A 24,641-nucleotide genomic window follows, 5' to 3' on the forward strand; every position below is an offset into this window, starting at 1 on the left:
TAAGGAGGCTGATTATGAGTGGTTATAACTGCGTTTTGGTAGCAATAGATGTGTTCTCAAACGAGCATGAAGCCGTTGTAGAAAAAGCATTGGCCGTAGCGGGGGCACCTGCAAAGCTTAACCTGATATATGTAGCGTATCCGCAGACGAATTTCGAGCCTTATGGTTTGTTCCTTGAACGTGATTTTTCTGAAGAAGTGCGCGAGCAGGCGCAAAAGAAATTAGAAAGGATCGCCGATGGTCATGGCGTGCCGCGCACCCACGTACAGGTTGCAATTGGTTCTGCCGCAGAGGAAATTCACCTGGTAGCCAAAAAGCTCAACGCTGACTTAATTGTGTTGGGAACACACGGTCAAAGTGGTGTGCAGTTGTTGTTAGGTTCTACCGCCAGTTCCGTGCTGCACGGCATTGAATGTGATTTACTGGCGGTAAAAGTATAAGTTGCCAGGCGGGCATTGTGTCGCCTGTATTTAGGCAGTGAATTCCCAACCATTCACTGCCTTTTTTTATTTTTTAAAATTATTTTTATTCTTAATGTTCCGTTAAGTTTTCGCGATTATCTTTTCATCATGTTCTGAAATTCCGTTGGACTGATACATGATGAATGCGTTTAATGCTAATGCTCTGCAGTTTCACCCTTTAAGCACATCGATACCTTCTGTAGATGTGATAGGGTGTGATAGGCATGCTTCATGCCGCCATCAGGTACAAGAATTTATCCGCAAAGGGTTCTACCAGTGGTATCGCGCAGATGTGCAGGATTTTTTGCCCTTGCTGGTAACAGCAAGAGCGCAGAATATTCATTCTGTACTGGGTTTGCGTACCCAAACTACTGATATGTTGGTTACGCGTTACCTTGACAGTGGATTAACTGAGACCCTTGCAGCCCAAGGAATTCAAGATGTTGAAGGTAAGGTTGCCGAAATTGGCAATTTATACAGTGAATCTCACGCCTACACATTACCTTTATTACTGACAACCGTTAAAGCGCTGCTCGAAGCTGGTTTTACCTATGCATTATTTACCGCAACTACGCGTGTTCAGGCACTCTTTATGCGCTATGGTTTACAAGCTTCAGCAATTTGCCCGGCTAGTCCTGAGAAGCTGGACGGTAAAGCGGCTGAATGGGGAAGCTATTACCAGGCTGGTCCAACAGTAATGTTGCTTGACCTGGCGCGAGTTTCAGCAGTAGTAAAAAACAACCCGCGTCTTACCGATATTGATCGGGCTCAGCAACCCGCGGCGTCCACCATTGCGTCTCAACTGCGGTGGTTACGCCATGCTTAATACCTATCCTTTTGACGTAAATAATGATGTTGCGCTTAGCACAGCATCCACTCAAGTGACTTATGCGCATTTGTATGAAGCAGTGTTATCACGTGCACAGTATATAAAGCAGCTTAATGCGCAACGTTTTGCAATCATTGCTGATAACGGTTTGGAGTGGGTCTTCTTTGATTTAGCGTGTCAGATGGCCAATTGTGTACTTGTTCCTGTTCCAGCATTTTTTTCTGCTGCACAGCAAGATCATCTTTTTACCAGTGCCGATATTCAATATGTTATTAGCGAACGAACTCTCGTTAATCCTGAAACCGGTTTTTTTGCCAGTGTTACCGAACGTCACAATCAACATAACACAGCATTGATTCCAGACGGGACTTCAAAAATAACGTTTACTTCGGGGTCAACCGGGCAGCCCAAGGGCGTGTGTTTATCTGCACAGTCGCAGTTGACTGTGGCGCAATCTCTAGCAAAAGCGGTAGACATTCCAAAAGTGAAGCATTTGGCAGTATTACCACTGAGTTTACTACTGGAAAATATTGCTGGAATTTACAGCCCACTGCTAAGTGGCGGTCAGATTGTATTGGCTAGCGCACAAGAGCGAGGATTTGAGGGAAGTAGGCTGGTGAATCCCCAGACGTTACTGACTCTGATATCCACTGAGCAGCCCAATACACTCATACTGGTACCTGAATTGTTGCAATTTTTAGTGGTTGCTGCCAGCAACGGTTGGCAACCACCCTCATCACTGGCTTTTATTGCGGTTGGCGGTGGGCTGGTCTCATCGCAGTTGTTGTCGAAAGCCAGACACCTTGGACTGCCTGTTTTTCAGGGGTATGGGTTGTCTGAATGCTGTTCAGTTGTTGCCCTGAATACACCCGCTCAGCAGAATGATTCTGCCGTGGGGTATTGCCTGGCTCACAATCAGGTGGAGATTGTAGCCGAAGAAATTGTTGTGTCTGGCAGTCATTTTCTGGGTTATTTGAACGACGCTGATTCTTTTTATCCTGACAAGGTGGCTACCGGCGATCTGGGGTTCTGTGAAAATGGATTCCTGCATGTTAGTGGCCGGCGTAAACACCTGTTAATTAATTCCTGGGGCAGAAATATTTCGCCCGAGTGGATAGAGGCAGAACTGTTTGCCACCGGGGCATTTCAGCACATTGTGGTACTTGGCGATGCCAAACCCTATTTAACTGCGCTCTATTCATTGGCGTCGCCAAATATAGACAGGCGCTATGTCGATGCAATTTTTCATACGGTAAATGAACGCTTACCGGATTACGCAAGGGTATTTGTTTGGGAAGCATTTCCAGAACTACCTTCACCGCAAAATGGGTGTCTTACCGCAACGGGTAAGCCAGTAAGAACAGCCATTTCTGAATTTTATGATGGGACAATCAGTCCGATGTACTTCAAGCAGTACAAACAGGAGTAGATATGACTTTTTATCAAACACTGAACAATGAAACAAAAGCGGAACGGGAATACCTGTTGTCGAGCCCGATTTTTCAACGGGTTTTTAATGGTGATATTTCAATTGATGATTATGTAGCTTTTTTAAAACAGGCATATCATCACGTTAAACACACAGTACCTTTGCTGATGGCAACAGGCAGCAGGTTACGTGATGATCAGGAGTGGTTACGCGTAGCAATTGGCGAATACATTGAAGAAGAAATGGGCCATCAGGAATGGATCCTCAACGACCTGGCAGCATGTGGCGCTAATAAAGAAGCAGCAAGGCACAGTAAACCAGCGGCTTCAACTGAGCTAATGGTTGCCTACGCTTACGACACAGTAACCCGTAATAATCCACTGGCCTTTTTTGGCATGGTGTTTGTGCTGGAAGGTACCAGCATAACCATCGCAGACAGTGCGGCAAGACAAATTGCAACAACACTGGCGTTACCCAAAAAGGCGTTCAGTTATTTAACATCTCACGGTGCACTGGATCAGGAACACATTGTCTTCTTTGAAAATCTGATGAACAAGATCACAGATGAACAAGAACAGGCATGCATTATTCACAGTGCTAAAATGTTCTACCGTCTTTATGCCGGTATATTCCGTGAACTGGATAACCAGCACGGTTTACCGATGGCCGCATAAGGAACATGATAATGAACTGGCAGGATCAGGTATGTCTCATCACGGGCGCAACCGGTGGAATTGGTAAAGAAATCGCGCGCCAGCTTTCACAGCTGGGCGCAACGCTGATACTGCACGGACGCAATGAAGTGACATTGCGGGCGTTATTGAATGAACTCAATAACCAGCGTCATAGTTATGTTATTGCCGATCTCGCAACAGAGGTCGGTGTAGACAACGTGTTTAATGCGGTAAATCAACATGGCGGACTCACCATGCTTATCAATAACGCAGGGGTGAGTGGCTTTGGATTATTTGAGCAAACGAGTAATCATCAAATAAACAAGGTTATTGGTACCAATTTAACCGCAACCATCTCGCTAACATTAAGACTACTGCCTTTGTTAAAACTGCAAAGTCACAGTTACCTCGTGAATGTTGGCTCTGTGTTTGGCAGCATTGGTTACCCCTCGCAAGCATTATATTGCGCCAGTAAGTTCGGTATTAAAGGTTTCTCAGAGAGTTTGTACCGGGAATTACATGGCACTGGTGTAAATGTGCATTACTTTGCGCCCCGAGCAACAGACACCACGATTAATGCTGGTGAGGTCTCTGCGCTGAATAAAGCACTGGGTACCAAAGTTGACAGCCCCGTTTACGTTGCTCAGGAATTAATTCAACAAATCAACAAACAGCAACCCCGCAAAACGCTGGGTTGGCCAGAACGACTGTTTGTTAAAATAAATGCAGTCTTTCCGTCTATTGTGGATTCTGCATTAGTAAAGCAATTACCCATAATCAAACGATACGCAAATTTTGCTGTTTCGGAGGCGAAAATATGAAACGTTTACTGTCTGCATTACTTCTGTCTGTGTCAGTTTTAGCTGTATCTGCGCACGCTGATACGTTGTTAGATGTTCAGCAAGATTGGGCACACGTGAATTACGATTTAACGGGTGACGACCAGGAAAAAGCCTTTAATACCTTACTTGAAAAAGCAGAAGCCTGGGTGAAGTCTCAACCTGATTCTGCTGAAGCTCACATATGGCTTGGCATTGTTCAGTCGAGTTTTGCTGGAGCGAAAGGTGGGTTAGGGGCACTGTCTTTGGCTAAAAAAGCCAAGAAAAACTTCGAGCAGGCACTCCGGTTAGACGAAAATGCGTTGAATGGATCCGCAATGGTAAGTTTGGGCGTGCTTTATCACAAGGTGCCGGGATGGCCGTTAGGATTTGGTGATGACAAAAAAGCGAAAGAGCTCATACTTGCCGGATTAAAACAGAGTCCGGATGGTATCGACAGCAACTATTTTGCAGCGGAATATTTTTACGATAATAAGCAATACGCAAAAGCACTCGAACATTTGCAGGTAGCGCAAACCGCAGCACCGAGGGCAGACCGCCCGCTGGCAGATAAAGGCCGTCAACTGGAAATAGCTACGTTAAAACAGCGGGTAGAAGCAAAACTTAATTAGTTCTGTCTGTATTAACAACGGTATCTTCCTGTTCTTGTTGAAGGTTAATGGCGGTAATGGGGAAGGGAATAACAATCCCTTCCTCGTTATAGCGCTTGTGCAGCTTCTTAATAAACATGGATTTAACGAAAAATCGGTTGAAGTACTCTTTGGTTCGCAGCATCACCGTAAAGTTAATACTGGAATTATCGAACGTATGGAATAACACAAAGGGTTCGTAGGTTTCTACGCCCCATTCGTGTTCTTGCAAAACCTGATTGGCAACTTCAAGTGTAACGCACTCTACGAACTCCAAATCTGAGCGGTAATGTACACTTACTTCTACCGGAACAGAAAGTTCTTTTACCGGGTAGTAATAATTAATGATTTTAGATTGCGACACTTTACCATTGGGCACAATCACAATGTTATTTGGGAGCATTTTTATCCAGGTCGACCGCCAGCCAATTTTGTCTACGAAACCCTGTTCACCGCTTTCCAGCTCGATAAAATCGCCAATGCGGAATGGCTTGTCGATGAGTATTTGTACCCCTGAAAAGAAGTTTTCAAGTGTGGGTTGCAGGGCAAGGGCCACCGCCAAAGACGTGATCCCCAAAGAGGCAATTAATGGCGTAACCGAAATACCCATGGATCCCAATACCAATAAGATGGCTAGCCCAATTAAACAGGCACGAATGGCGCCACTGGCAATACTGCGTGTATTGGTAAGCAATGATGAACGCGCTGCGTATACTTTGATGGCGTAAGTTACCCAACGCTCTATAAATAAAATAAAAGTAATGATAATAAGTGCGCGAATTACATCTGCCACTATTTCACTGTCTGGATAGGCCCATACGCCGGTAATGTCAAAACCATATCGGCTTAGCCACAATAAAATGGTGAAGATGATGAGATTTAACGGTGCATTGAGTGCTAGTGCAAGTACCTGATAAAAGTGCGTTACCTGACTGTCTTGCTGATGAATTTGGGCGCGCAAACGCACCAAAAAGAGGCGTTTTGCCAGATAAAGGCACAACAGAACGATAATACAGGCCGCTGCGGTAATTGTTTGCTGGGTTGTTAAAATGTTAGCAAAATCCATTGGTTACCTTTATTTCAAAGTGATTGGTAAAGGTATCTACACACTCAGTTACAGTTAAACTTGCAATCGACACACCAGAGATTCATATTCTCGTCGCATTAGTTTGGTACTATGCCGGTCACACAGTTTTGGGATCATGTTATGTTTGTTACAAAGGTCACGGGTTACAAGCGCTTGTACTATGCAACCTGGTATTCATTAAAAGGGTTAAAAGCCGCTTTTCTGAGTGAGCCCGCAGTCCGTCAGGAGAGCTTTCTGCTGATAGTAGGCATTGCAGTCAGCCTGTGGCTGGATGTATCCATGATGGAACGTATTTTAATGATAGGCAGCATATTGCTGATCATTATTGTTGAGTTGTTAAACAGCGCAATAGAAGCCGTGGTTGATCGTATCGGACCTGAAATACATGAGTTAAGCGGCAAAGCCAAGGATATTGGCTCTGCCGCTGTATTTATGGCCATTATGCTGGCGCTGCTCTGTTGGGGTGGTATTTTGTACGGATTATTTTTCTAAGGTTTTTAACTGACGCAAGTCTTTAAACCAATAGCTTCCTGCAATAACCACCGCAAATGCACAAATGCCACCGGCCAGTGTGGCATTTACCGGACCCAATGCAGCAGCAGCGCTGCCCGCTCTGAAATCGCCCAGCTGGTTGGAAGACGCAATAAAGATAGAGTTAGCCGCGCTTACCCGTCCACGCAAGGCATCGGGAGTATTTAACTGAACAACCGCTCCGCGAATTACCACACTGATCATATCTGATGCACCGTAAACAAACAGTGCAACGGCCGAAATCCAGATATTGGTAGACAGCCCAAATACCAAAATAGAACCGGCAAAAATAAACAAAGCGTTAAATAAAGTGGTACCCGTTTGTGCAAATTCGGTTTTGAACCGCGAAAGGTATATACCCATTAACACAGCACCTGCCGCTGGCATCGCGCGAAGCAATCCCAATCCTTCCGGCCCAACGTGCAGAATATCTGCCGCGTATACCGGCAATAAAGCAACTACACTGCCTAACAACACAATAAAGAGGTCGAGGGCTAAGCTGCCAAGTACCACTTGATTCTGTTTTAGAAAACGCAAACCGCCTAAGAGATCACGTTTTCCCCCGGCGGCATTGGCAGGCCCCATCGCGGGGAGCTGCAAAAAGCTTGTTAATGTTCCGCACGCGGCAAATACTAAAAGCCAATAAATATTCCGGTCGAGCAGGGCAATGAGTAATCCCGCAACAAAAGGGCCTATGGTCAGCGCTATATTCCAAACTGTACTGGTTATGGCTACGGCCTGGTTAAGTTGGTGTGGTTTTACCAGGTTAGGCAAAGTAGCTTGTAATGTGGGAGACATAAACGCTTTTGCACATCCGTAAATACTGATGAGCGACAGCAGCCACCATTTATTGAAATCAGGTGTTTGCATGAGCAACGCAAACCCGATGAGTACGGTAAGTTGTGCGGTTGCACCCAACACCAGAATTTTGCTTCGGGACAGATGGTCTACTACCCATCCTGTTATAGGAAACAGCAAATACACCGGGACTATTTGGAATAATCCCACTAATGCCAGGTCAAAGGGATCTTTGGTTAATTGATACAAATGCCAGGCAAAGGCCACACCCATAATTGATTCGATGGTGCTGAATACACCCCGACCCAATAAAAACCAGGAAAACTGTGAAGAGAATAACCGTGAATCTGTCATTGGTTAGAGAAATGTACCAGATGAAAAGAGGCGTTACTTTATCATAAATCACAACGACTTGTCTGACTTTAGTTGAGTGATCAACTGAAGTAATGGCATGGGTTTGCCGAAATAATACCCCTGTCCGAATTGAATGCCTGCTTGCATCAGCGCAACACGCTGTTTGTCATTTTCGATACCTTCCGCAACAATATTAACATTGATGTTTTTAGCAATGTCTACCACGTGGGGTATTAAGGATGAACGTATGGAGCCATCTTCCATTTCACTCACAAAACTGCGATCGATCTTGAGTGTATGACAAGTAAATTGGCGCAATTGCCCAAGGTTAGAATACCCCGTTCCAAAGTCGTCAATTGCGATTTGAAATCCATTCTGACTGAGTAATTGTAAGGTGTTTTTGCTGGACAAACTCGCAAGTTGTTCACTTTCAGTGACTTCTACCACAACCTTGATCCCGGGGAGACTGGCCAGACTGTGGTGTTGAACCGCTAAAACCCGACCGTTATCGATATCCCGTGCAAAAAAGTTAATGTTAACCTTGAACGGTTTAAGGTTGAGATCAACCTTTGAAAAGTCTTTATAAACCCGATTCATTATTTGAACCGAGAATTCCCAGGTTTTGTTTGTATCCTGAATAATAGGAATAAACGCATCCGGAAATATTGGCCCGGAATTGTCTTTAAATCTTGCCAATACTTCGCAACCAATAATGCGACCTGAAGATAATTCAACAATAGGTTGGTAGTCGCAATAAAACTGCGAAGCCTTTAATCCTCGCATGATTCTCGATTTAGGAGCCCGACGGAGATTACTGGTTACCAACATTGCACCAAGTGAAAATACGCCAATTAAAATAGAGATAACATACCAAAGGGTTAACAGTTTGTGATTGTACTGCTCAAAGTAACTCCGGGGAGTGAGAGTACCGATACAATAGGGTACTGTATCGCTGCAATCAGTCTGATAAAAATAGTTTTCATCAATTTTGTGCTGCTGAGAGTCGGGAACGGGGAGTGCTTTGTGGCCTGCAACATGAACATGCTGTTGTTCATAATGATATACAATGCGCCATTGCACAGGAATATGAATAAGTGAATCGAACTGCTGTTGAGTAATGACCGCATTAAAATCACCACTTCGGATGATCATGGCTTTTACCTGCTGATCAAATAACTCGATTCCTCTGTCTACCCAAATTTCTAATCCCTTTGGCCCGATATAATCTGCTACATCAACATACACAGGAGAACCGAACACGCCAATGCCGGTAGAACAGAGCATATATTCGCCCTGTAAAAAGCCTAAATCCTTTGTGTAGTTTGCATTGAATAATTGCCGGCGCATTGCCAGTAACAACTCATCGTTACATTCAGTAGCGTTTAAGGATTTAAGCTCATTAAAAACAACATACAGTTCGTTGGTTATATTGGATATTTCGGCGAAGGAATCCTGAATTTCAGCATGGATAACGGTTTCAAAATCCTTCTCCAGATATTTGGTTGCCGCTAAATACACACCGATGCTAACAGATGCACTGATGACCAGCTTAAATGCGAACGACAAGAAGTGATAATTATTTGTAGATGGCATACGGTGCCAATATCCATAAAACAAGCACAACTTTAGTATAACATTATATTTGTTTAATGCTGCAACGTGCGACGTGTTGCTCTAACGGTCTGATGGCTGGCAATTTATGCAGAGTAGGGTACGCGTACTATGCACAAGTACCCTTTTTAAACTCAATACATTTTATAGGGTAAGAACTTACCTGACATCACTACGCTTACACGGTCACCCTTGGGATCGGGTTCACGCTGCAGGTCCATGGAAAAATCAATCGCGCTCATAATGCCGTCGCCAAATTCCTCATGGATCAGTTCTTTTAATGTGGTGCCATACACATTCACTAATTCATACCAGCGATAAATAAGGGGATCAGTAGGAACCGCTGTAGGTAATGAACCCTTGTAGGGTACGATTTGTAACCAGGCGACAGCTTCATCACTCAGTTCAAATAGATCACCTACTTTTTCTGCTTGTTCTTTACTCATCGCCATTTGGCCTAAACAAGCTGCGGTGCTCCATTCCTTAGACTGACCAATTATGTCGGCAACGTGAGCCCACTTAATGCCTTTTTTTACCTTGGCAGACTGAATCATTGCGGTAACTTGCGTGCGATCTGTAATCATTGCTCTTTCCTCTGTGAGTATTTGTACAGTTAAAGCCTGTTAATAAGGTTTAAAAATGCAAAAGGCGTCCTTGCTGACTAAATGATTAGCCAGACAGGACGCCTTTATCCGTTAAAAATTGTGACTTGTTTACTGCTTGGTACGTTTCAGTTTATGTAGAGCAGATATAATGCCAATTGATTAAAGTACTTTTAAAACAAAACTCTGGGCTAAATGATTAACGGAAGATAGAGCAGGAATGAACTATAGTTGCGCAGCAAAGAGTACATTGCGCACCAAATAAGAGCAGTGTAGTCAGGACAGGGAACAAACTGGTGTAATGGTTGCACTCATTCCAACTATTACCCAAATGAAGATCCCAAGTAACCGAGAAACAGGATTTTAAAGAAGCGAACGGGGTCTGCGGCTGGTCTGCCATTGATCTTACAATAAAGGTGATCGACTTCATCACGGATGAACTCAAAATCGATAGCCATATCGATAAGGCGAACCAGATGGTCTTCGGGAACCAGCTCGTTGATGTAAACCATTTCGAGCTCAACTTGCTGAAGGGATTTGTCTTTTAGCTTGGTGAACACTCCTATTTCACTATGCCTAATAGATCAAAGGCCCGGACTTACGTCCTGGCCTTTGTCGTCAATCTGCAGCCTCTGGTGAGGTGGCGTATCAATTAATGTTGTATCTTAAAAGCTGTAACGAATGCTGATTCCGACTTCTCTTCTTGGGGTGTATTGTGTCACGCGAAAGTAACCTGAAGAACCTAATAAAGTGTCCATGCCACTCAGCGAGTTTACAGGTGCAGAAGTGTCTCCTTGTAACGCCTGCTCTTCGTTAAGGACATTTTTCGCATACAGTCCCACTTCCCACAAACCTTCGCCTCCAACTATACCAGTATATAAGTTCAGCAATCCATAGGCATCAGCGGTGTAGCTTGAGTTATTATTTTCTCCGGTGTACAGATATACGGCCCGAACATAAGCTTCCATATCGTTACGCAACTGGAAGAAATATTCCGATAAGAGACTGAGTTTCCAATTAGGTAATAGTGAAACAGATGCATCGGATTTACACAATGCTACATATTTTCCGTAGCTACGGAAATCAGCTGCCGTAGGCGTGCCGTCGTCAGCAATACCATCAAAGTTTGAGTCATTACATGGTACTTCGGAATCTTGAATTGAGCTGGTCGAGTAGCTGTATCCAATTTTCATTTTCCAGTCGTCGGTCAGGCTCAGGTCCAGATCAACGTCGACTCCATCTACTGTAGCATCAGCATTTGACGTGAAATCAAAAGCGCCAATGTTGTCGCCAGAAATACAGTTCCCTGCAATCAGATAATAGGACGACTCACCATAATAAAAGAAGCCTTCAAAGTCCTGACGGAACAGTGCTACGTTAAGACGCGCTCGGTTGTCCCAAAGCGACGACTTTGCGCCAATTTCATATGATGTGGATTTTTCAGGATCTAAAAACACAAAATTTTCTAACGTTTCGTCCAATTCAGTGGTCAGACCTACTATAGTTGGACCTGCACGCCATGATGTGCCAACCGTTCCGTAAACCATCAGATCGCGATTGAAGCGATGAGACAGTGATACATTGTATATAAGATTGTCGTCGTCTCTCTTATCTACGATGTCCTGCAATTTACTCGGAGAAATTGTGAGGTCACACACTCCTGTGTAAGTGCCTTCCCATGTCCCACCTGCCGGTCCGCAATAAGCTTCTGGCAGAGTCGCTAATGCAATTTTTGCGGAGCCGATATCTAATTGGTTATCACGTACAACATCAGACTGAATCTGGCGTAAACCCAATGCAAGTTCAGTATTATCTGTAATATCAAAAGTAACATTTGCAAATATTGAGAATTCTTTGGCAGATGAGTCTGAAGTTAAGTATAGAGGGATAATGAAATCTTCGTTAAATGAGGATAAATCCAAGCCCTCAAGTGGTGATCCAAATGTACCTGAAAGCGCACTGGCTTTATCATCTAGATACGTTGAATATTCGTTTTTATTGTAAAAAACTCCCACAGTATAATCGAACAGGTCAAACACTTTAGTCGCAGAAGAAATTCGCAACTCATGACTGTTTACTTCCGTATCTGAGTCAAGCAAACGGTATAACTCAGCACCTGGTACCCAATGAGCCTGGTCTCTGGGAGTCAATGAACTGGTTTGAGTTTTAGAATGCGAACCAATATAGCTAACTACATGGTTCATAACTGTCCAGTCAATTTGCGCAACCAATAAATCATTGTCTTGCTCTACATCTCGCGCACCGTCGGTAATACCCACTCTTTGATTAGGCGTAATGACCGGGCCGTTCGCACCATCTGCACCATCACCAAAAACCTGAATAAATGATCTGCGATCCGTTTTTAGATTTTGATATACCAAATTGATTTCGAGGTTGTCCATCGGCGTAAACAACAAACTTGCGCGATATGCGTTAGTTTCTGCTTTTGGATCTTTATCATTGTAAAGACTCTTTACACCATCAATATCGTTTTGGTTATACAAACCTGAAAAACGCACCGCTAACATGTTTTCGATAATAGGCAGGTTAAACGCTCCTTGTATATTTGAAGAAGACAAATTTGATGCCGAAATATTGAAGTAACCTTCTTGTCCATAGAGATCCGGACGACGTGCTGCAACGGTTATCGCTCCTGAAGGAGCTGAACGTCCACGCAATGTACCTTGCGGTCCACTCAAGACTTCTATCTGGCCGATGTCGAACATGGATTGGAAAGCTGTACTTGATTCAATAGGCGCATCGTTGAAATAGAAATCGATTGTAGGTGTTGCACTGGTTTCTGCAACATATGACACACCGCGCATTGATGCCGATGAACTAAATCCATTTGATTCACTGTTCAACGACAGTCCGGGTACAACATATTCGATGTCTTCAAAGTCCAGAAGGTTTAATTTCTCCATCAATTCGGAGTTTACAGCACGTACAGTTTGTGGCACGTCCTGAATGCTTTCACCGACACGGCGTGCTTTTACTTCAATTACTTCCTGAATGTTCTCAACACTTTCTTCATTCGTACTCTGTGCTTGCGTTGTGGGCAAAACGGCAAGTAGTGATGCACCAATGAGATATTTGAGGCGGCACGACTTTAATCCGTGCTTCAAAGACGTTGTAATTCTATTGTATTTTAGTGTGTGTTCCATATGAGTTCCTATGTTCAGACCCCAACCAATACTGGTTATTTAAACATTACGCATACTCAAGTAAGAGTAAGTTACATTTGAATAGCTATGAATCAACAACTACTCATCATGCAATAACGTGGATGCATTTAAAATCTCCAACGATGCATCTTTAGCGATATATTATAATCGAGATTGACGATTTGCAACCACATTTTTACATTATGTTAATAATTATGAGATGTGTAACTTTAAGACTATAAGCGGGAGGTAACGGCTTTGTTTGTTCTAAGTTTATGTTTTAATATGATTTTTATTGAAGCTGGTCGGTCTGTGAGACAGAAAGATTTGAATTTATTTACATGAATTAAACATTTTTAAAGTTACTAATATACGGGGTAATTTAAGATTCAGCTTTATAGTTCTATTCGTAGTAATGAAGTCTCGTCACATCACATAATGTCGGGGGATTTATGTGAGTTCATTGCTGCCACGCATCAGACAACCAAGCTGAACGTGAATCTATTGTAATTCAATCATTTTTCCTATCATGTGTTATCGCTGACCGTAACTCTTTATATGACTGTATTCATATTTAAACCAAATGTGATAGTGCAAAATTCTTAACAATTTCTTTGCTGATTGACCGTAGTACAAGAATGAATACATATATTGGAAATGTAATTTTATATATATTTTTCAATAATCTAGTGTTTTTCTGTTCTGTTTATACTAGTCACAAATTCCAATGTTACTCAAATTAACATCTTTACAGATTTATTTGGCCTGTCTAGAATGATTTGAAAAATTTGATTGAATATTGGCTGAATAGTGAGGATGTATGCCGTTAAATCGACGCAATTTTTTAAAGTTAACCAGTAGTTCTGTACTGGTAACGGCAATGCCACTTTCTTATGCAGGTTCTTTATTCAATGAATGCAAAACAAAGGGTGGTTACGGTGGCGTAGAGGCTGCGTTAAACCAAAAAAGCCGGGTATTGAGCCTCAACCAACATGTGCCTGTTTTCTCATGGCAAACCGTTCAAACAAAAGCTCCGTCGGCTTTTATGCAGTCTGCGTATCGTGTGGTTGTTGCTACTACGCCTAAAAAGCTGGAAATGTGCGAGTACGATCTCTGGGATAGCGGCAAAATTGACTCAATGACTTCTTGCGGCGTGACTTATCAGGGCAAAAACTTACCATCCAACACTACATTTTATTGGCAGGTGATGGTGTGGGGAAGTAATGGGGTATTGTCTGGGATCAGTGATATTGCTTCTAGCGAAACCGGACTTAGGTCATCGTCAGATTGGAAAGGCCATTGGATCGCTTCAGAAAGTCCGGTGATGAAATTGGACCGGGAATTTGGATTTCAATGGAATTATTTGTCTCTTGGCAGCAGCGTACGTTTTCCTCCCGCGCCTTCATCATTGGTCCCAGTAAAAGCAAAGATTCCCGTTTCTAAAGCGGCCAAATTAACGTTGTTTTTTGCTATTGAAGGGGTGATCACCGAACTTAAATTGAATGGGCATCCGTTCAACCTAATGGACATAATGAATATACGCTACGGTACGAGAGAACCCTTTGAAGTGACCTGGGAGGTCCCCGAAGGTGAGGTATTGCTGGAAGCCCGCGTATTTACCATGACGTCGAAAAAGCCTTACGTCAATTTTGCCACTATGGTTCGGTTAGCGCATGAAGATGGTACCTATTCACGTCAACACCCGGACTGGCAGAAAATAGACACGGCTGGAAACTGGGTTGAAGTTGAAAAAGATTCCAAAAACACTAAAACACCCTGGCCGCCACAACACCCGCAGATGCATCGTCGCAGTTTTACATTGACCAAGCCAGTGAAACAGGCCCGTCTGTACGCCTCTGCGTTAGGTGCAATGGCACTTTTTATTAATGGACACAGAGTAGGGGATGCAGTGCTCCAGCCAGGCAGTACTGATTTTAGCAAGCGCGCACTCTATGTTGCAGAAGATGTAACAGATCTACTGCTTACTGGCGACAACGCACTGGGGAGCATGGTTGGCGATGGTTGGTACGGCAGTTTTCTGATGCCACAAAGCCGGTTTAATTTTGGCCCGGCACCTTTGCGCTTCATCGTACAGTTAGAAGTTATTTATGACGACGGCACAAAAGCGATTGTGACCAGCGATGAAAATTGGAAAAGCACAGCTTCTCCGGTTGTTGAATCTGAACTCTACAACGGTGAAATTTATGATGCTAGGCTGGAACAGGACGGATGGAGCAAGCCAGGCTATAACCCTGTTGGTTGGAATGAGAGCCATTTTGCTGACGCGCCTGCAATTGAACTCAACGCCCATGAGGCAGAGCCTGTCACCCGAAATAAAGTGATAGCACCAATTTCAATCAATAAGTTATCCAATGGAGACTACCTGATTGATTACGGGCAAAACTTTTCTGGCTGGCTACGGTTACAAACCCCGGTTTCAAAAGATCAAAAGGTTACTATGCGATTCGCAGAAATCTTGTCTGCAAATGGTGAGGTGGACCAGAGTAACTTAAGAACGGCAAAGGCACGCGATGTCTACATTGGCAATGGGAAGCCAGTTAACTACGAACCTTATTTTACTTATCACGGTTTTCGCTATGCCCAAATCAGTGGCTTAAAAGCCAAGCCTAATCAAAACGAAGTCATGGGTGTGGTGGTACACAATGGCCTGGCAGAAACGGGGGAGTTTACAAGTGGAAATGCCCAAATTAATAAAATATGGGAAAACACACTGTGGAGTCAGCGTTCTAACTTTCTGTCGGTTCCCACTGACTGTCCTCAACGTGACGAGCGATTGGGATGGACCGGTGATGCCAATGTATTCTGGGATACCGCTGCTTACAATATGCAGGTGAATGGTTTTACGCGCAAATTTGTGACCGACATTGTTGATACGCAGAATCAAAATGGCGTACCAAAATTGTGGGCGCCCAATTCTGATCCGCACAAGGCTGATAGTGCCACGCCGGGCTGGTCTGACGCCATTATTACGTTGCCTTACGTAGTGTGGCAGCACTATGGTGATTTAAGCCTGTTTGCCCGCTACAAAGCGGAGTTGACCAATTATCTTAATGGCGTGCTTGCGACAAATCCCGATGGTGTGTGGCGAAATGATCGTGGAGAAGACTATGGAGACTGGTTGTCGGTGGACGCGAAGAACCCTGAGGATGAAACGACACCTAAAGATCTCGTTGGCACAGCTTATCTGTATCTTTCAATGTATCGATTTTCACAAATGTGTGAAGCAAGCGGAGATAAAGCCAGCAGCAAATACTGGTTTGATCTCGCATCACATACACGCAAACAATTTGACCACCACTTTATCCAAAGCAACGGTATGGTGGGTAACAACAGTCATACCGGCTATATCCTTGCATTAGCATTTGATTTAACCCCGGACAATAAAATAGACCAGGTTGGAAAAGCTTTTGTGAAGGCTATTCGTGACCGCGGTACGATGCTCACTACCGGCTTTTTAGGTACTCCGTTTGCATTGGACGCCCTTGCGAAAGTTGGTCAAACAGACCTGATTTACGAGCTGTTGTTGCGCAACGAATATCCGTCATGGGGATACATGATTAAGAAAGGCGCAACGAGTGTGTGGGAACGTTGGAACGGTGACGTCGGCAATGTCTCAATGAATTCTTACAATCATTACGCATTGGGTGCGGTAAGCGGATTTCTGTACCGCAAAGTCGCTGGTATTGAAGTATCCAAACCCGGTTGTGAGGAGATAAAAATCGCGCCTCTGTTCTCTGACAAGATTGGCCATTGTTCAGCGACATACGCCAGTATTAAAGGCGACATCCATGTGAGCTGGCGTTACGTTACTGCCGACCGTATAGAGTGCGAAGTCACAATCCCGGCCAATTGCCATGGACTACTCGAGTTTCCTGATACCTTCGTGCCAGTCACGCTAAACGGGTCGTCTGATATTGCAGAATTAGAGAATGTCCTTGCTTTGACTGTTCAGAACGGTACCTGGGAAGCAAAGGTTCTGCCTGGTCGCTACACATTGAATTTCAACGCTTGATTTGGCGAGTAAAACCGACAAGTCGTGAATTGTTTTACGTCAGCCAGGCCGTTGAATTTCGAGTTCAGGTAGCTGGCTGATTATATACGAGGACATTTGTAATGAATGAGAATCGCCGAGATTTTCTAAAAATATCTGCCAGTGCAGTTATTGTTACTGCTTTACCCATGGGCTGTTCACTGCATTCTGGTGCGCAGTCACAGGTAAGTAAACAGGCTAAATCGGAGTCGTTGCTGGTTAATCAACTTGGCTCTCCTTTGCATATTCACAATCAAAATCCTGCTTTTGCGTGGGCTTTTAATCAACAATCAGCAACTTTTACGCAACGCAGCTACCGGATACTTGTCGCGAGTGCCAAAAGCATACTTCTGGAAAATGAATACGATGTTTGGGATTCCGGGAAAGTCCCGTCTGCGCAGAGTGCCGGTGTTGTCTATGCCGGGCCAGCGCTGGAGCAGCAAACCACTTATTATTGGAAAGTGCAGGTATGGCACAATGGCGATGAAGGTTTTTCTGAAAGTAACGTAAGCCAATGGGAGACAGGATTATTTTCAAGTGACGACTGGAAGGCGCAATGGATCGCTGCAGAAAACCAGGCGCAACGAGAAGACCGTGAATTTGGTATGACGTGGTACACTTTTCCGCTTCCTTTAGGCAAGCGTTTCGAGTACCCACCTAAACCCCCGAAGCAAATATGGACCCGATTACGTTTTTCAACAGCGGAACAATCCTCTGTAGAGCTTAATTACGCCATCGTTGGTGAAATTAAAGCGATGGAAATGAACGGCGAAGCTGTGGAACTGCCTCCTCATCCCGACAATGCATTTGGTATGAGAAAGCCCTTTAAACTCCAGTTTGATTTGCCAAAAGGTGACTTCACACTGGCAGTAAAAATCACCGCACAAACCAGTGTTTTTCGTCCGCCCTACGTAAATTTCGCCTCGATGTTGAAGATTACGGAAAAGCTAACCGGCAACATTTTGAGAGTCAAAGATGGGTGGCAGTACGCAACAGAGCTAGGAGGCTGGGCCAAACTAGATACCGTTGAGCCTGCCCCTGTCGAGCCTTGGGCTCCGGCTCCGGCAAATTATCTGCGTCGAACCTTTACCTTGAAAAAAAGGGTTAAGAAAGCCCGACTTTATTCAACTGCATTGGGCGGTTATACGTTAACCCTGAATGGTGACAATACCAGCTCAGCAGTACTGCAACCCGAAAGTTCCGACTTTGCAAAGCGTGCAATGTATAACGCTAATGACGTAACAGCATTGTTAAAGCCGGGAGAAAATGTGCTGGCAACAATTGTGGGCGATGGTTGGTATGCCAGTTATGTCGCGCGTGGTACCCGTTTTAGTTACGGCCCGGCACCTTTGCGCCTGCTGGCACAGTTAGACATTGAGTACAATGACGGTACAAAAGAACGTATTTGTACCGATGACAAATGGAAAGTACACACGTCACCTGTTTTATCTTCAGAAATATACGACGGTGAAGTCTATGATGCCAGGCTGGAATTACCAGGCTGGAATGCGCCTGGATTTAGCGATAGCGGTTGGGAAAATGCACAACTCGCCGATAAGCCGCCTATTTCTATTGTTGCCAGGGACAGTCAACCTATCGAGCGTACTTTAACCTTGTCCCCGCAATCTGTTACCCCCCTTGATAATGGTGATTATGTTGTTGACTACGGACAGAATTTCTCTGGCTGGGTTCACCTTGGGATGTATGTTGGTATGGGGCAAAAGGTAACGCTGCGTTTTGCCGAAGTACTAAATGACGATGGCTCTGTAGACCAGTCTAATTTGCGTGCTGCATTGAGTCGGGATATCTATATTGGTAAGGGCGCTGTCGCTAATTATGAACCTTACTTTACCTATCATGGCTTCAGATATGTTCAGATTAGCGGATTAGATAAGGCACCGGCTAAAAGCGAACTTACCGGACAGGTTATTCACAATAACCTGCCTATTTCAGGTAAGTTTAAGTGTGGAAGTGCGTTGATTAATCGCTTTTGGGAAAATACCCAGTGGAGTCAGCGTTCCAATTTCGTCGCTGTACCGACTGATTGTCCTCAGCGGGATGAACGTCTGGGTTGGACTGGAGACGCAAATGTTTTTTGGGATACAGCTGCGTATAACATGGATATTGGTGGGTTTACTCGTAAATTTATGACCGACATCAGAGATGCCCAACAAGAAAACGGCACACCACCTTTATGGGCACCCAAGCCAGTTCCTGATCCGCTGCCGTTTCCGACTCCAGGCTGGGCTGATGGCATTGTTAATTTGCCTTATGTCGCCTGGCAGCATTATGGTGACACCGCAGTAATACGAGACAATCTCTCGGCAATGGAACGCTACCTTAACTACGTGGTGAGTCTTAATGAAGATCTGGTTTGGAAAAACGGCAGAGGTTTCGACTTTGGAGATCATTTGTCTATTGGTTATAAAAGCGGACGTGATGAACCAACACCGAAAGATCTGATTGGTACCGCTTTTTTATACCGTTCTATGCAACAGTTTGCTGATATGGCAGCCGCGGTGGGTGAGACCGCTAAGGCTGAATCCTGGCGGAATAGGCTACCACTCTGCAAGGCTAATTTTAACAAAGCCTTCGTACAAGCAGACGGTAGCGTAGGTAATGGTAGTCATTGCAGTTATATTCTGGCCATTGAGTTTGGTTTACTCGATGCGGATATGGTACAGAAAGCCGGTAAGAAATTAGCACAGGCTATTCGTGATGCTGGCACCATGTTAACGACCGGTTTTTTGGGGACTCCCTTTGCATTGGATGCGCTTACCCGTGTCGACGAATATGAATTGATTTGTGATTTGTTACTGCGTGATGCTTACCCATCTTGGGGGTATATGGTCAAGAAGGGCGCAACTACAATCTGGGAGCGCTGGAATGGCGATGTGGGCGACGTAGCGATGAACTCCTACAATCACTATGCGCTGGGTGCAGTAACTGGGTTCTTGTATCGGCGCATTGCCGGTATTGAAGGCACCTCTCCCGGGTTTGCTACATTTAAGGTCGCGCCAATTCTCTCAGAAAGACTCGGGTATTGTGAGTCTGAACATAAATGTGTGAAGGGCGCAATTAACGTGGCGTGGACGTTTGATGCAGATTTGACCGGAGAATTGTCACTGACTGTTCCAAATAACACTAAAGCAGATGTAATACTGCCACCAGTGGTCAAATCGGTACGAACAGTGCTTGGTGAAAACACAATTGAAATGATGAGCAATGAACCAGGAAACCTGACGTTATCGGCTAACCCAGGTCAGTATAAATTCATCCTCAATTAAATCTCTCGACCCACCTGGATACACTAGGTGTATCCAGGTATTTCAATATATTTTGGACTGACTACTCCATCACCGTCTTGGCTAAGCAGCAATTCATAACTATAACGAGTACAGATCTGTGTTGTGTTAATGAAATTAACAATTAAAGTTAAAGAATTATTGACTATTAAATCTCTACAGATGTATATTCATCTGTAGAGAACTATTTTTTATGTAACGCAATTGAATCTGTTGGAATCCAGCACCGTTGTTAAGGGTACGTTAGCCTTACTGTTTATGGGTTCTCGCTCTTATTTAAGAGAGTTCAGCGGTATACAGGACATTTATAACCGTAAAGGCGTTGTGTCAGAAAAAGGGGAGAAAAACTCGCTTTTGACGTTCTTGCCGACTTGTACAAGAACCACTCACATTAATTGAAGCACCGTAGATGTGTATAGATATTTGGAATTAAAGATATGAAGTTAACGAAATTGTCTTCAGCACTGTTGGGAATATGTATTTTTACCCACTCTTCAGTGGTTACTGTGAATGCAGAAACAGCCGTACCCTACAAAAATGAAACCTCTTATTCGGAACAGCAGGTTGAAGAGTTGCTTGCGCAATTAACACTGGAAGAAAAAATTACCCTACTTGCCGGCGGTGATGCATTTTCTACAGCAGCAATAGAACGCCTGGGGATCCCATCTATTGTTTTCTCTGACGGTCCGGCAGGGGTCAGGGATTTAGGCAGTGATCCAACACTCGCCTATCCAGTCGGCATTGCGCTTGGCTCAACATGGAATACTGAGCTGGTCAATCAGGTCAGTGCAGCGATTGGCCGAGATGCAAGAGCCAGGAAGGTTGACTTGATGTTGGCGCCGGCAGTGAATATTCAAAGAACGCCGTTGGCTGGGCGTAATTTTGAACAGTTTTCTGAGGATCCGTACCTCAGCGGCAAGCTAGGTGCTGCCTATGTTGTAGGTCTCCAGAGTGAAGGCGTTGGGTCTTCGGCAAAACATTTCGTAGGTAATGAACAAGAGCTCGAACGTGGGCGGGGAAGTTCAAATATTGGCGAGCGTGCGTTACGTGAACTTTATTTGAAGCCATTCGAAATCATGCTGGAAGAATCGAACCCGTGGACCTTCATGGCTGCCTACAACCGTGTAAACGGCACCTATATGACAGAGCATGATTACCTTCTCAATGATGTATTGCGTGGAGAATGGGGTTATGACGGTGTCATAATGTCAGACTGGGGAGCGTTACATAGCTCGGTGAGTGCAATCAATGGTGGACTAACGCTGGAAATGCCGGGACCCGGTAAATTCTTTGATGCAAAGTTAGCGGAAGCCGTTAAGCATTGGCAGGTTGAAGAAAGCGTGATCGATGAGGCCGCAAGAAGGTTGCTAAGACTTGCTTTCCGTACCGGAAAATTTGGAAAAACAACCGAAAGCGTGGGCCTTAAGGCGCTTGAAGATAATCGGGATATTGCGCTGAAAGCCGCGGAAGAGTCCATCGTGCTTTTAAAAAATGATCAACGCGTACTGCCGTTAAACACAAAAGTACTTCGTTCTGTGGCGGTTATCGGTCCTAATGCCAATATCGCCCTGACCGGTGGCGGCGGTAGCTCAAAAGTGGTGCCAACCGACATAGTATCGCCGCTTGAAAGTTTGCGTGAACAACTGCCTCAAAACGTGACGGTTACTTATGCAAAAGGTGTCGATAATGATAAGTCACCACCGCCAGCAGAGGGCAATTATTTTAGTACTGACAAAGCCAGGAAAATCGTTGGTTTAAGTGCCGACTATTTCGCGAACCCTGACTTTTCCGGGCAGCCCGAAATCACCAAGCAAGACACTTGGTTTGAGAAAAAGGGATTTGGTCGGGAAGTTTATTTCAAGAACCCGTCGTTCAGTGTCAAGTGGACAGGCTATTTTTGGCCAGAGGTGGATGGTGAGTATGAGTTTGCTGCACATGGCCACGGCAACACATCATTGTTTGTCGACGGCAAGGCTATTTACGGCGCAAATGTAGATGATAAAGAATGGGAAAACTTACAAGACAAGCCCAGTAAAAAGGTCTACTTGACTGCAGGTAAGCCCGTTCCTATTGAAATGCGTTATACAAAGTCTGCGAAAACCTGGCCAATTTTTTACTTTAATGTTCGCACCCCAGCGGGGGCTATTGAAGATGCAGTTGCAGCGGCAAAAAATGCCGATGTGGCTTTAGTTTTTGTGGGATCTTCCCGAACCTCGGAAACAGAAGGTCATGACCGTAGCGATATGACTTTGTTTGGCCAACAAAATGCATTGGTAGAAGCCGTGGTCAAAGCGAATCCAAATACGATTGTGGTGCTTAATTCTGGCGGACCAGTGAGTCTTCCCTGGGATGAGAAAGTACCAACGTTATTGCAAGCTTGGTTCAGTGGTGAAGAGGGCAGCCATGCATTGACAAATGTACTGCTTGGTAAAACAAATCCTTCAGGTAAATTACCACTGACTTTCCCAAAACGTATTGAAGATAACCCAACTTATATTCACTACAGTGGTGGACGGGACGCGAATTACGGCGAAGGCGTGTTTGTCGGATACCGTTATTACGACAAGAAAAACATAGAGCCGCTATATCCGTTCGGGCATGGTTTGTCGTACACAGATTTTGCATTCAGTGATTTATCAGCGTCTGTCGACACAGCGTCCGGAACGGTTAGTGTTAGCGTGAAAGTAAAAAATACCGGCCGCGTTGCCGGGCAGGAAGTTGTTCAGGTTTACGTTGGTGACAATGAAGCACGTCTTGTTCCCAGACCCGAGAATGAGTTGAGGGCATTCGATAAAATTTCACTCGCCCCGGGAGAAACAAAATCAGTGTCTTTCAGCCTTACTAAACGTGACTTCGCCTATTTTGATGTGCATCAGCATGACTGGGTAACTGAGTCAGGCAGTTACCGTATTTCAATTGGAAGTTCATCACGTAATTTACCAGTTTCAACCAGTGTTTCAATTCAGTAAGGAGCGAGCAATGGAAGGGTTAAAAGATAAAGTTATTGTTTTCGCAGGTGCCGGTGGTATTGCAGATGGCGTTGCTCAATATTTGGGGCAAAGCGGAGCCAAAATCGTTGTGGGCGACATTAATATTGCAAGCGCTGAGCGTTGCATTGAAGTCGTCAAAAATGCGGGTGGGGATGGTGTTGCAACAACGCTGGATATTGCGAATGAAGAACAAGTTAAAGCACTTGTGGCGTTTGCTATCAGTGAGTTTGGACAGATAAACGGCTTATTCAATGTCGCAGCGAATATAGATCCAACTGAGGTAGCACAGGACACAAACTCAGTCGATATAGATCTTGCCTGCTGGCAACGCAATATCGATATTAACCTAACGGGTTATATGCTTACGACCAAGTACGCCACCCCACATATCATTGCTGCTGGTGGCGGTTCTATCGTTAATACGATATCTGACGCTGTGTATGCAAACATGCCTGATAAGCTGAGTTACTCCGTAACAAAGGCCGGAGTAGGGGCGCTGACCCGAAATACCGCAAGTCGCTTCGGAAAACAAGGAGTCCGGTGTAATGCTGTTTCGCCAGGTCTTGTACTAACTGAGAGTGGAAAACAAAACTCTGGTCATTTAGTCGATATGGTATTACAGATGATCCCCGCTCCTCGAGTCGGCACTCCAGAGGACATGGGGGCATTTGTGGCCTTTTTACTTTCAGACATGGCTGCATGGATTACAGGGCAGACGGTTTGTGTTGATGGCGGGGCCATTATGCGCACCTAGGCCGGTAAAAGAATGAACCCCGGATAGTGTTAAAGTCTGGGGTTTCGCTGCCATATGCGCCTGATATAAAGTAATTCGTTTTTTCGTTGTAAGATGGATTCGCAACTGAAATATCAAAAAATATTAATTTAAAGCAACGTTTTTTATTTGATAGACAGGGTGTATAACCTTTCAGCGATACCTAGTACATGCCCTGAAAGCCCATTCTTGGAAGTGTCAAAAACGCATAAACATATCAGTCTGCAGTAGCCACTAGTGCGATTTTTACGTTATCTGATTTAACTATCTAACGTAAAGGTTACCTTGATGATCACCACCCAGTTACTACCATCGAAACTAAAAAGTATGCGAGGCATCTAATTTCATTGAATAGGAGAACTATTCAATTACCTATTTAGCTTCACAGACTTATTGGTATTTAGGCTAAATTCTCATTTTTAAAAATAGCACGCAATCTCACAATACCGGTTGATATTTCATTGGTGTTTTATTCCATCAATGATGTATCGCTGAGCTGCAAATTTATAAAAAGC

Annotated in this window: 16 protein-coding genes and 1 pseudogene; 11 read left to right on the forward strand and 6 right to left on the reverse strand. The window is 44.4% G+C overall.

The genetic code is table 11. From position 1 onward, the window contains the following. Window positions 1-14 precede the first annotated feature (14 nt). The 6 genes from FJ444_RS07315 to FJ444_RS07340 all read left to right on the forward strand — a co-directional run bounded on the left by FJ444_RS07315 (window position 15) and on the right by FJ444_RS07340 (window position 4,843). Window positions 15-440, forward strand: a complete 426-nt coding sequence (locus tag FJ444_RS07315) for a universal stress protein (protein WP_140957368.1) — start codon at window positions 15-17, stop codon at window positions 438-440. A 157-nt stretch (window positions 441-597) separates the two neighbouring features. Next, window positions 598-1,287 carry a thermostable hemolysin gene (locus FJ444_RS07320; RefSeq protein WP_140957369.1) on the forward strand — a complete coding sequence of 230 codons (690 nt, stop codon included), beginning with the start codon at window positions 598-600 and terminating at the stop codon, window positions 1,285-1,287. Beyond that, on the forward strand, window positions 1,280-2,719 hold the full coding sequence (locus FJ444_RS07325) for an AMP-binding protein (protein ID WP_140957371.1): 1,440 nt from the start codon (window positions 1,280-1,282) through the stop codon (window positions 2,717-2,719). The genes FJ444_RS07320 and FJ444_RS07325 overlap by 8 nt, the downstream gene beginning before the upstream one ends. A 2-nt stretch (window positions 2,720-2,721) precedes the next feature. Continuing rightward, window positions 2,722-3,393 carry a TenA family transcriptional regulator gene (locus FJ444_RS07330; RefSeq protein WP_140957373.1) on the forward strand — a complete coding sequence of 224 codons (672 nt, stop codon included), beginning with the start codon at window positions 2,722-2,724 and terminating at the stop codon, window positions 3,391-3,393. An 11-nt stretch (window positions 3,394-3,404) separates the two neighbouring features. Then, complete coding sequence (locus tag FJ444_RS07335) at window positions 3,405-4,214, forward strand: SDR family oxidoreductase (RefSeq protein WP_140957375.1); 810 nt, start codon at window positions 3,405-3,407, stop codon at window positions 4,212-4,214. Then, window positions 4,211-4,843 carry a tetratricopeptide repeat protein gene (locus tag FJ444_RS07340; protein WP_140957377.1) on the forward strand — a complete coding sequence of 211 codons (633 nt, stop codon included), beginning with the start codon at window positions 4,211-4,213 and terminating at the stop codon, window positions 4,841-4,843. Before FJ444_RS07335 ends, FJ444_RS07340 begins: the two co-directional genes overlap by 4 nt. On the opposite strand, the gene FJ444_RS07345 is transcribed toward FJ444_RS07340, so the two are convergent. Next, window positions 4,836-5,927, reverse strand: a complete 1,092-nt coding sequence (locus tag FJ444_RS07345) for a mechanosensitive ion channel family protein (protein WP_140957379.1) — start codon at window positions 5,925-5,927, stop codon at window positions 4,836-4,838. The two genes, FJ444_RS07340 and FJ444_RS07345, sit on opposite strands and share 8 nt — an antisense overlap. Before the next feature lie 141 nt (window positions 5,928-6,068). Between FJ444_RS07345 and FJ444_RS07350 the strand changes: the two genes are divergently transcribed. Continuing rightward, the gene (locus tag FJ444_RS07350) at window positions 6,069-6,440 is read left to right on the forward strand and encodes a diacylglycerol kinase (protein ID WP_140957381.1); all 372 of its coding nucleotides are present in this window, start codon (window positions 6,069-6,071) and stop codon (window positions 6,438-6,440) included. On the opposite strand, the gene FJ444_RS07355 is transcribed toward FJ444_RS07350, so the two are convergent. The 5 genes and pseudogenes from FJ444_RS07355 to FJ444_RS07375 all read right to left on the reverse strand — a co-directional run bounded on the left by FJ444_RS07355 (window position 6,429) and on the right by FJ444_RS07375 (window position 13,008). Beyond that, a complete protein-coding gene (locus FJ444_RS07355; RefSeq protein ID WP_140957383.1) occupies window positions 6,429-7,631 on the reverse strand; it encodes an MFS transporter in 1,203 nt (400 codons plus the stop codon). The genes FJ444_RS07350 and FJ444_RS07355 overlap by 12 nt on opposite strands. A gap of 48 nt (window positions 7,632-7,679) precedes the next feature. Further along, window positions 7,680-9,224: an EAL domain-containing protein gene (locus FJ444_RS07360; RefSeq protein WP_140957385.1), complete on the reverse strand. Its 1,545-nt coding sequence runs from the start codon at window positions 9,222-9,224 to the stop codon at window positions 7,680-7,682. 152 nt (window positions 9,225-9,376) lie between these two features. Continuing rightward, window positions 9,377-9,826, reverse strand: coding sequence for a cyanase (gene cynS / locus FJ444_RS07365; RefSeq protein ID WP_140957387.1), 450 nt, complete (start codon window positions 9,824-9,826; stop codon window positions 9,377-9,379). A gap of 359 nt (window positions 9,827-10,185) precedes the next feature. Next, window positions 10,186-10,356 (reverse strand): annotated as a pseudogene (locus FJ444_RS07370) (IS5/IS1182 family transposase); the annotation flags it as partial. Window positions 10,357-10,509: 153 nt separating this feature from the next. Next, a complete protein-coding gene (locus FJ444_RS07375; RefSeq protein WP_140957391.1) occupies window positions 10,510-13,008 on the reverse strand; it encodes a TonB-dependent receptor domain-containing protein in 2,499 nt (832 codons plus the stop codon). Between the two features lie 820 nt (window positions 13,009-13,828). Here FJ444_RS07375 and FJ444_RS07380 point away from each other — a divergent pair. The 4 genes from FJ444_RS07380 (at window position 13,829) to FJ444_RS07395 (ending at window position 24,108) form a co-directional block, all read left to right on the forward strand. Continuing rightward, entirely contained in the window at window positions 13,829-17,041 is a 3,213-nt protein-coding gene (locus FJ444_RS07380) for an alpha-L-rhamnosidase (RefSeq protein ID WP_140957393.1), read from the forward strand. Window positions 17,042-17,142: 101 nt separating this feature from the next. Next, complete coding sequence (locus FJ444_RS07385) at window positions 17,143-20,346, forward strand: alpha-L-rhamnosidase (protein ID WP_140957395.1); 3,204 nt, start codon at window positions 17,143-17,145, stop codon at window positions 20,344-20,346. Window positions 20,347-20,801: 455 nt separating this feature from the next. After that, entirely contained in the window at window positions 20,802-23,333 is a 2,532-nt protein-coding gene (locus FJ444_RS07390) for a beta-glucosidase (RefSeq protein ID WP_140957397.1), read from the forward strand. 10 nt (window positions 23,334-23,343) lie between these two features. After that, window positions 23,344-24,108, forward strand: coding sequence for an SDR family NAD(P)-dependent oxidoreductase (locus FJ444_RS07395; RefSeq protein WP_140957399.1), 765 nt, complete (start codon window positions 23,344-23,346; stop codon window positions 24,106-24,108). The last annotated feature ends 533 nt before the right edge of the window (window positions 24,109-24,641 follow it).

This window comes from Aestuariibacter sp. GS-14, assembly GCF_006494365.1.
In the GTDB taxonomy this organism is placed as follows: Bacteria; Pseudomonadota; Gammaproteobacteria; order Enterobacterales; family Alteromonadaceae; genus Alteromonas; species Alteromonas mangrovi.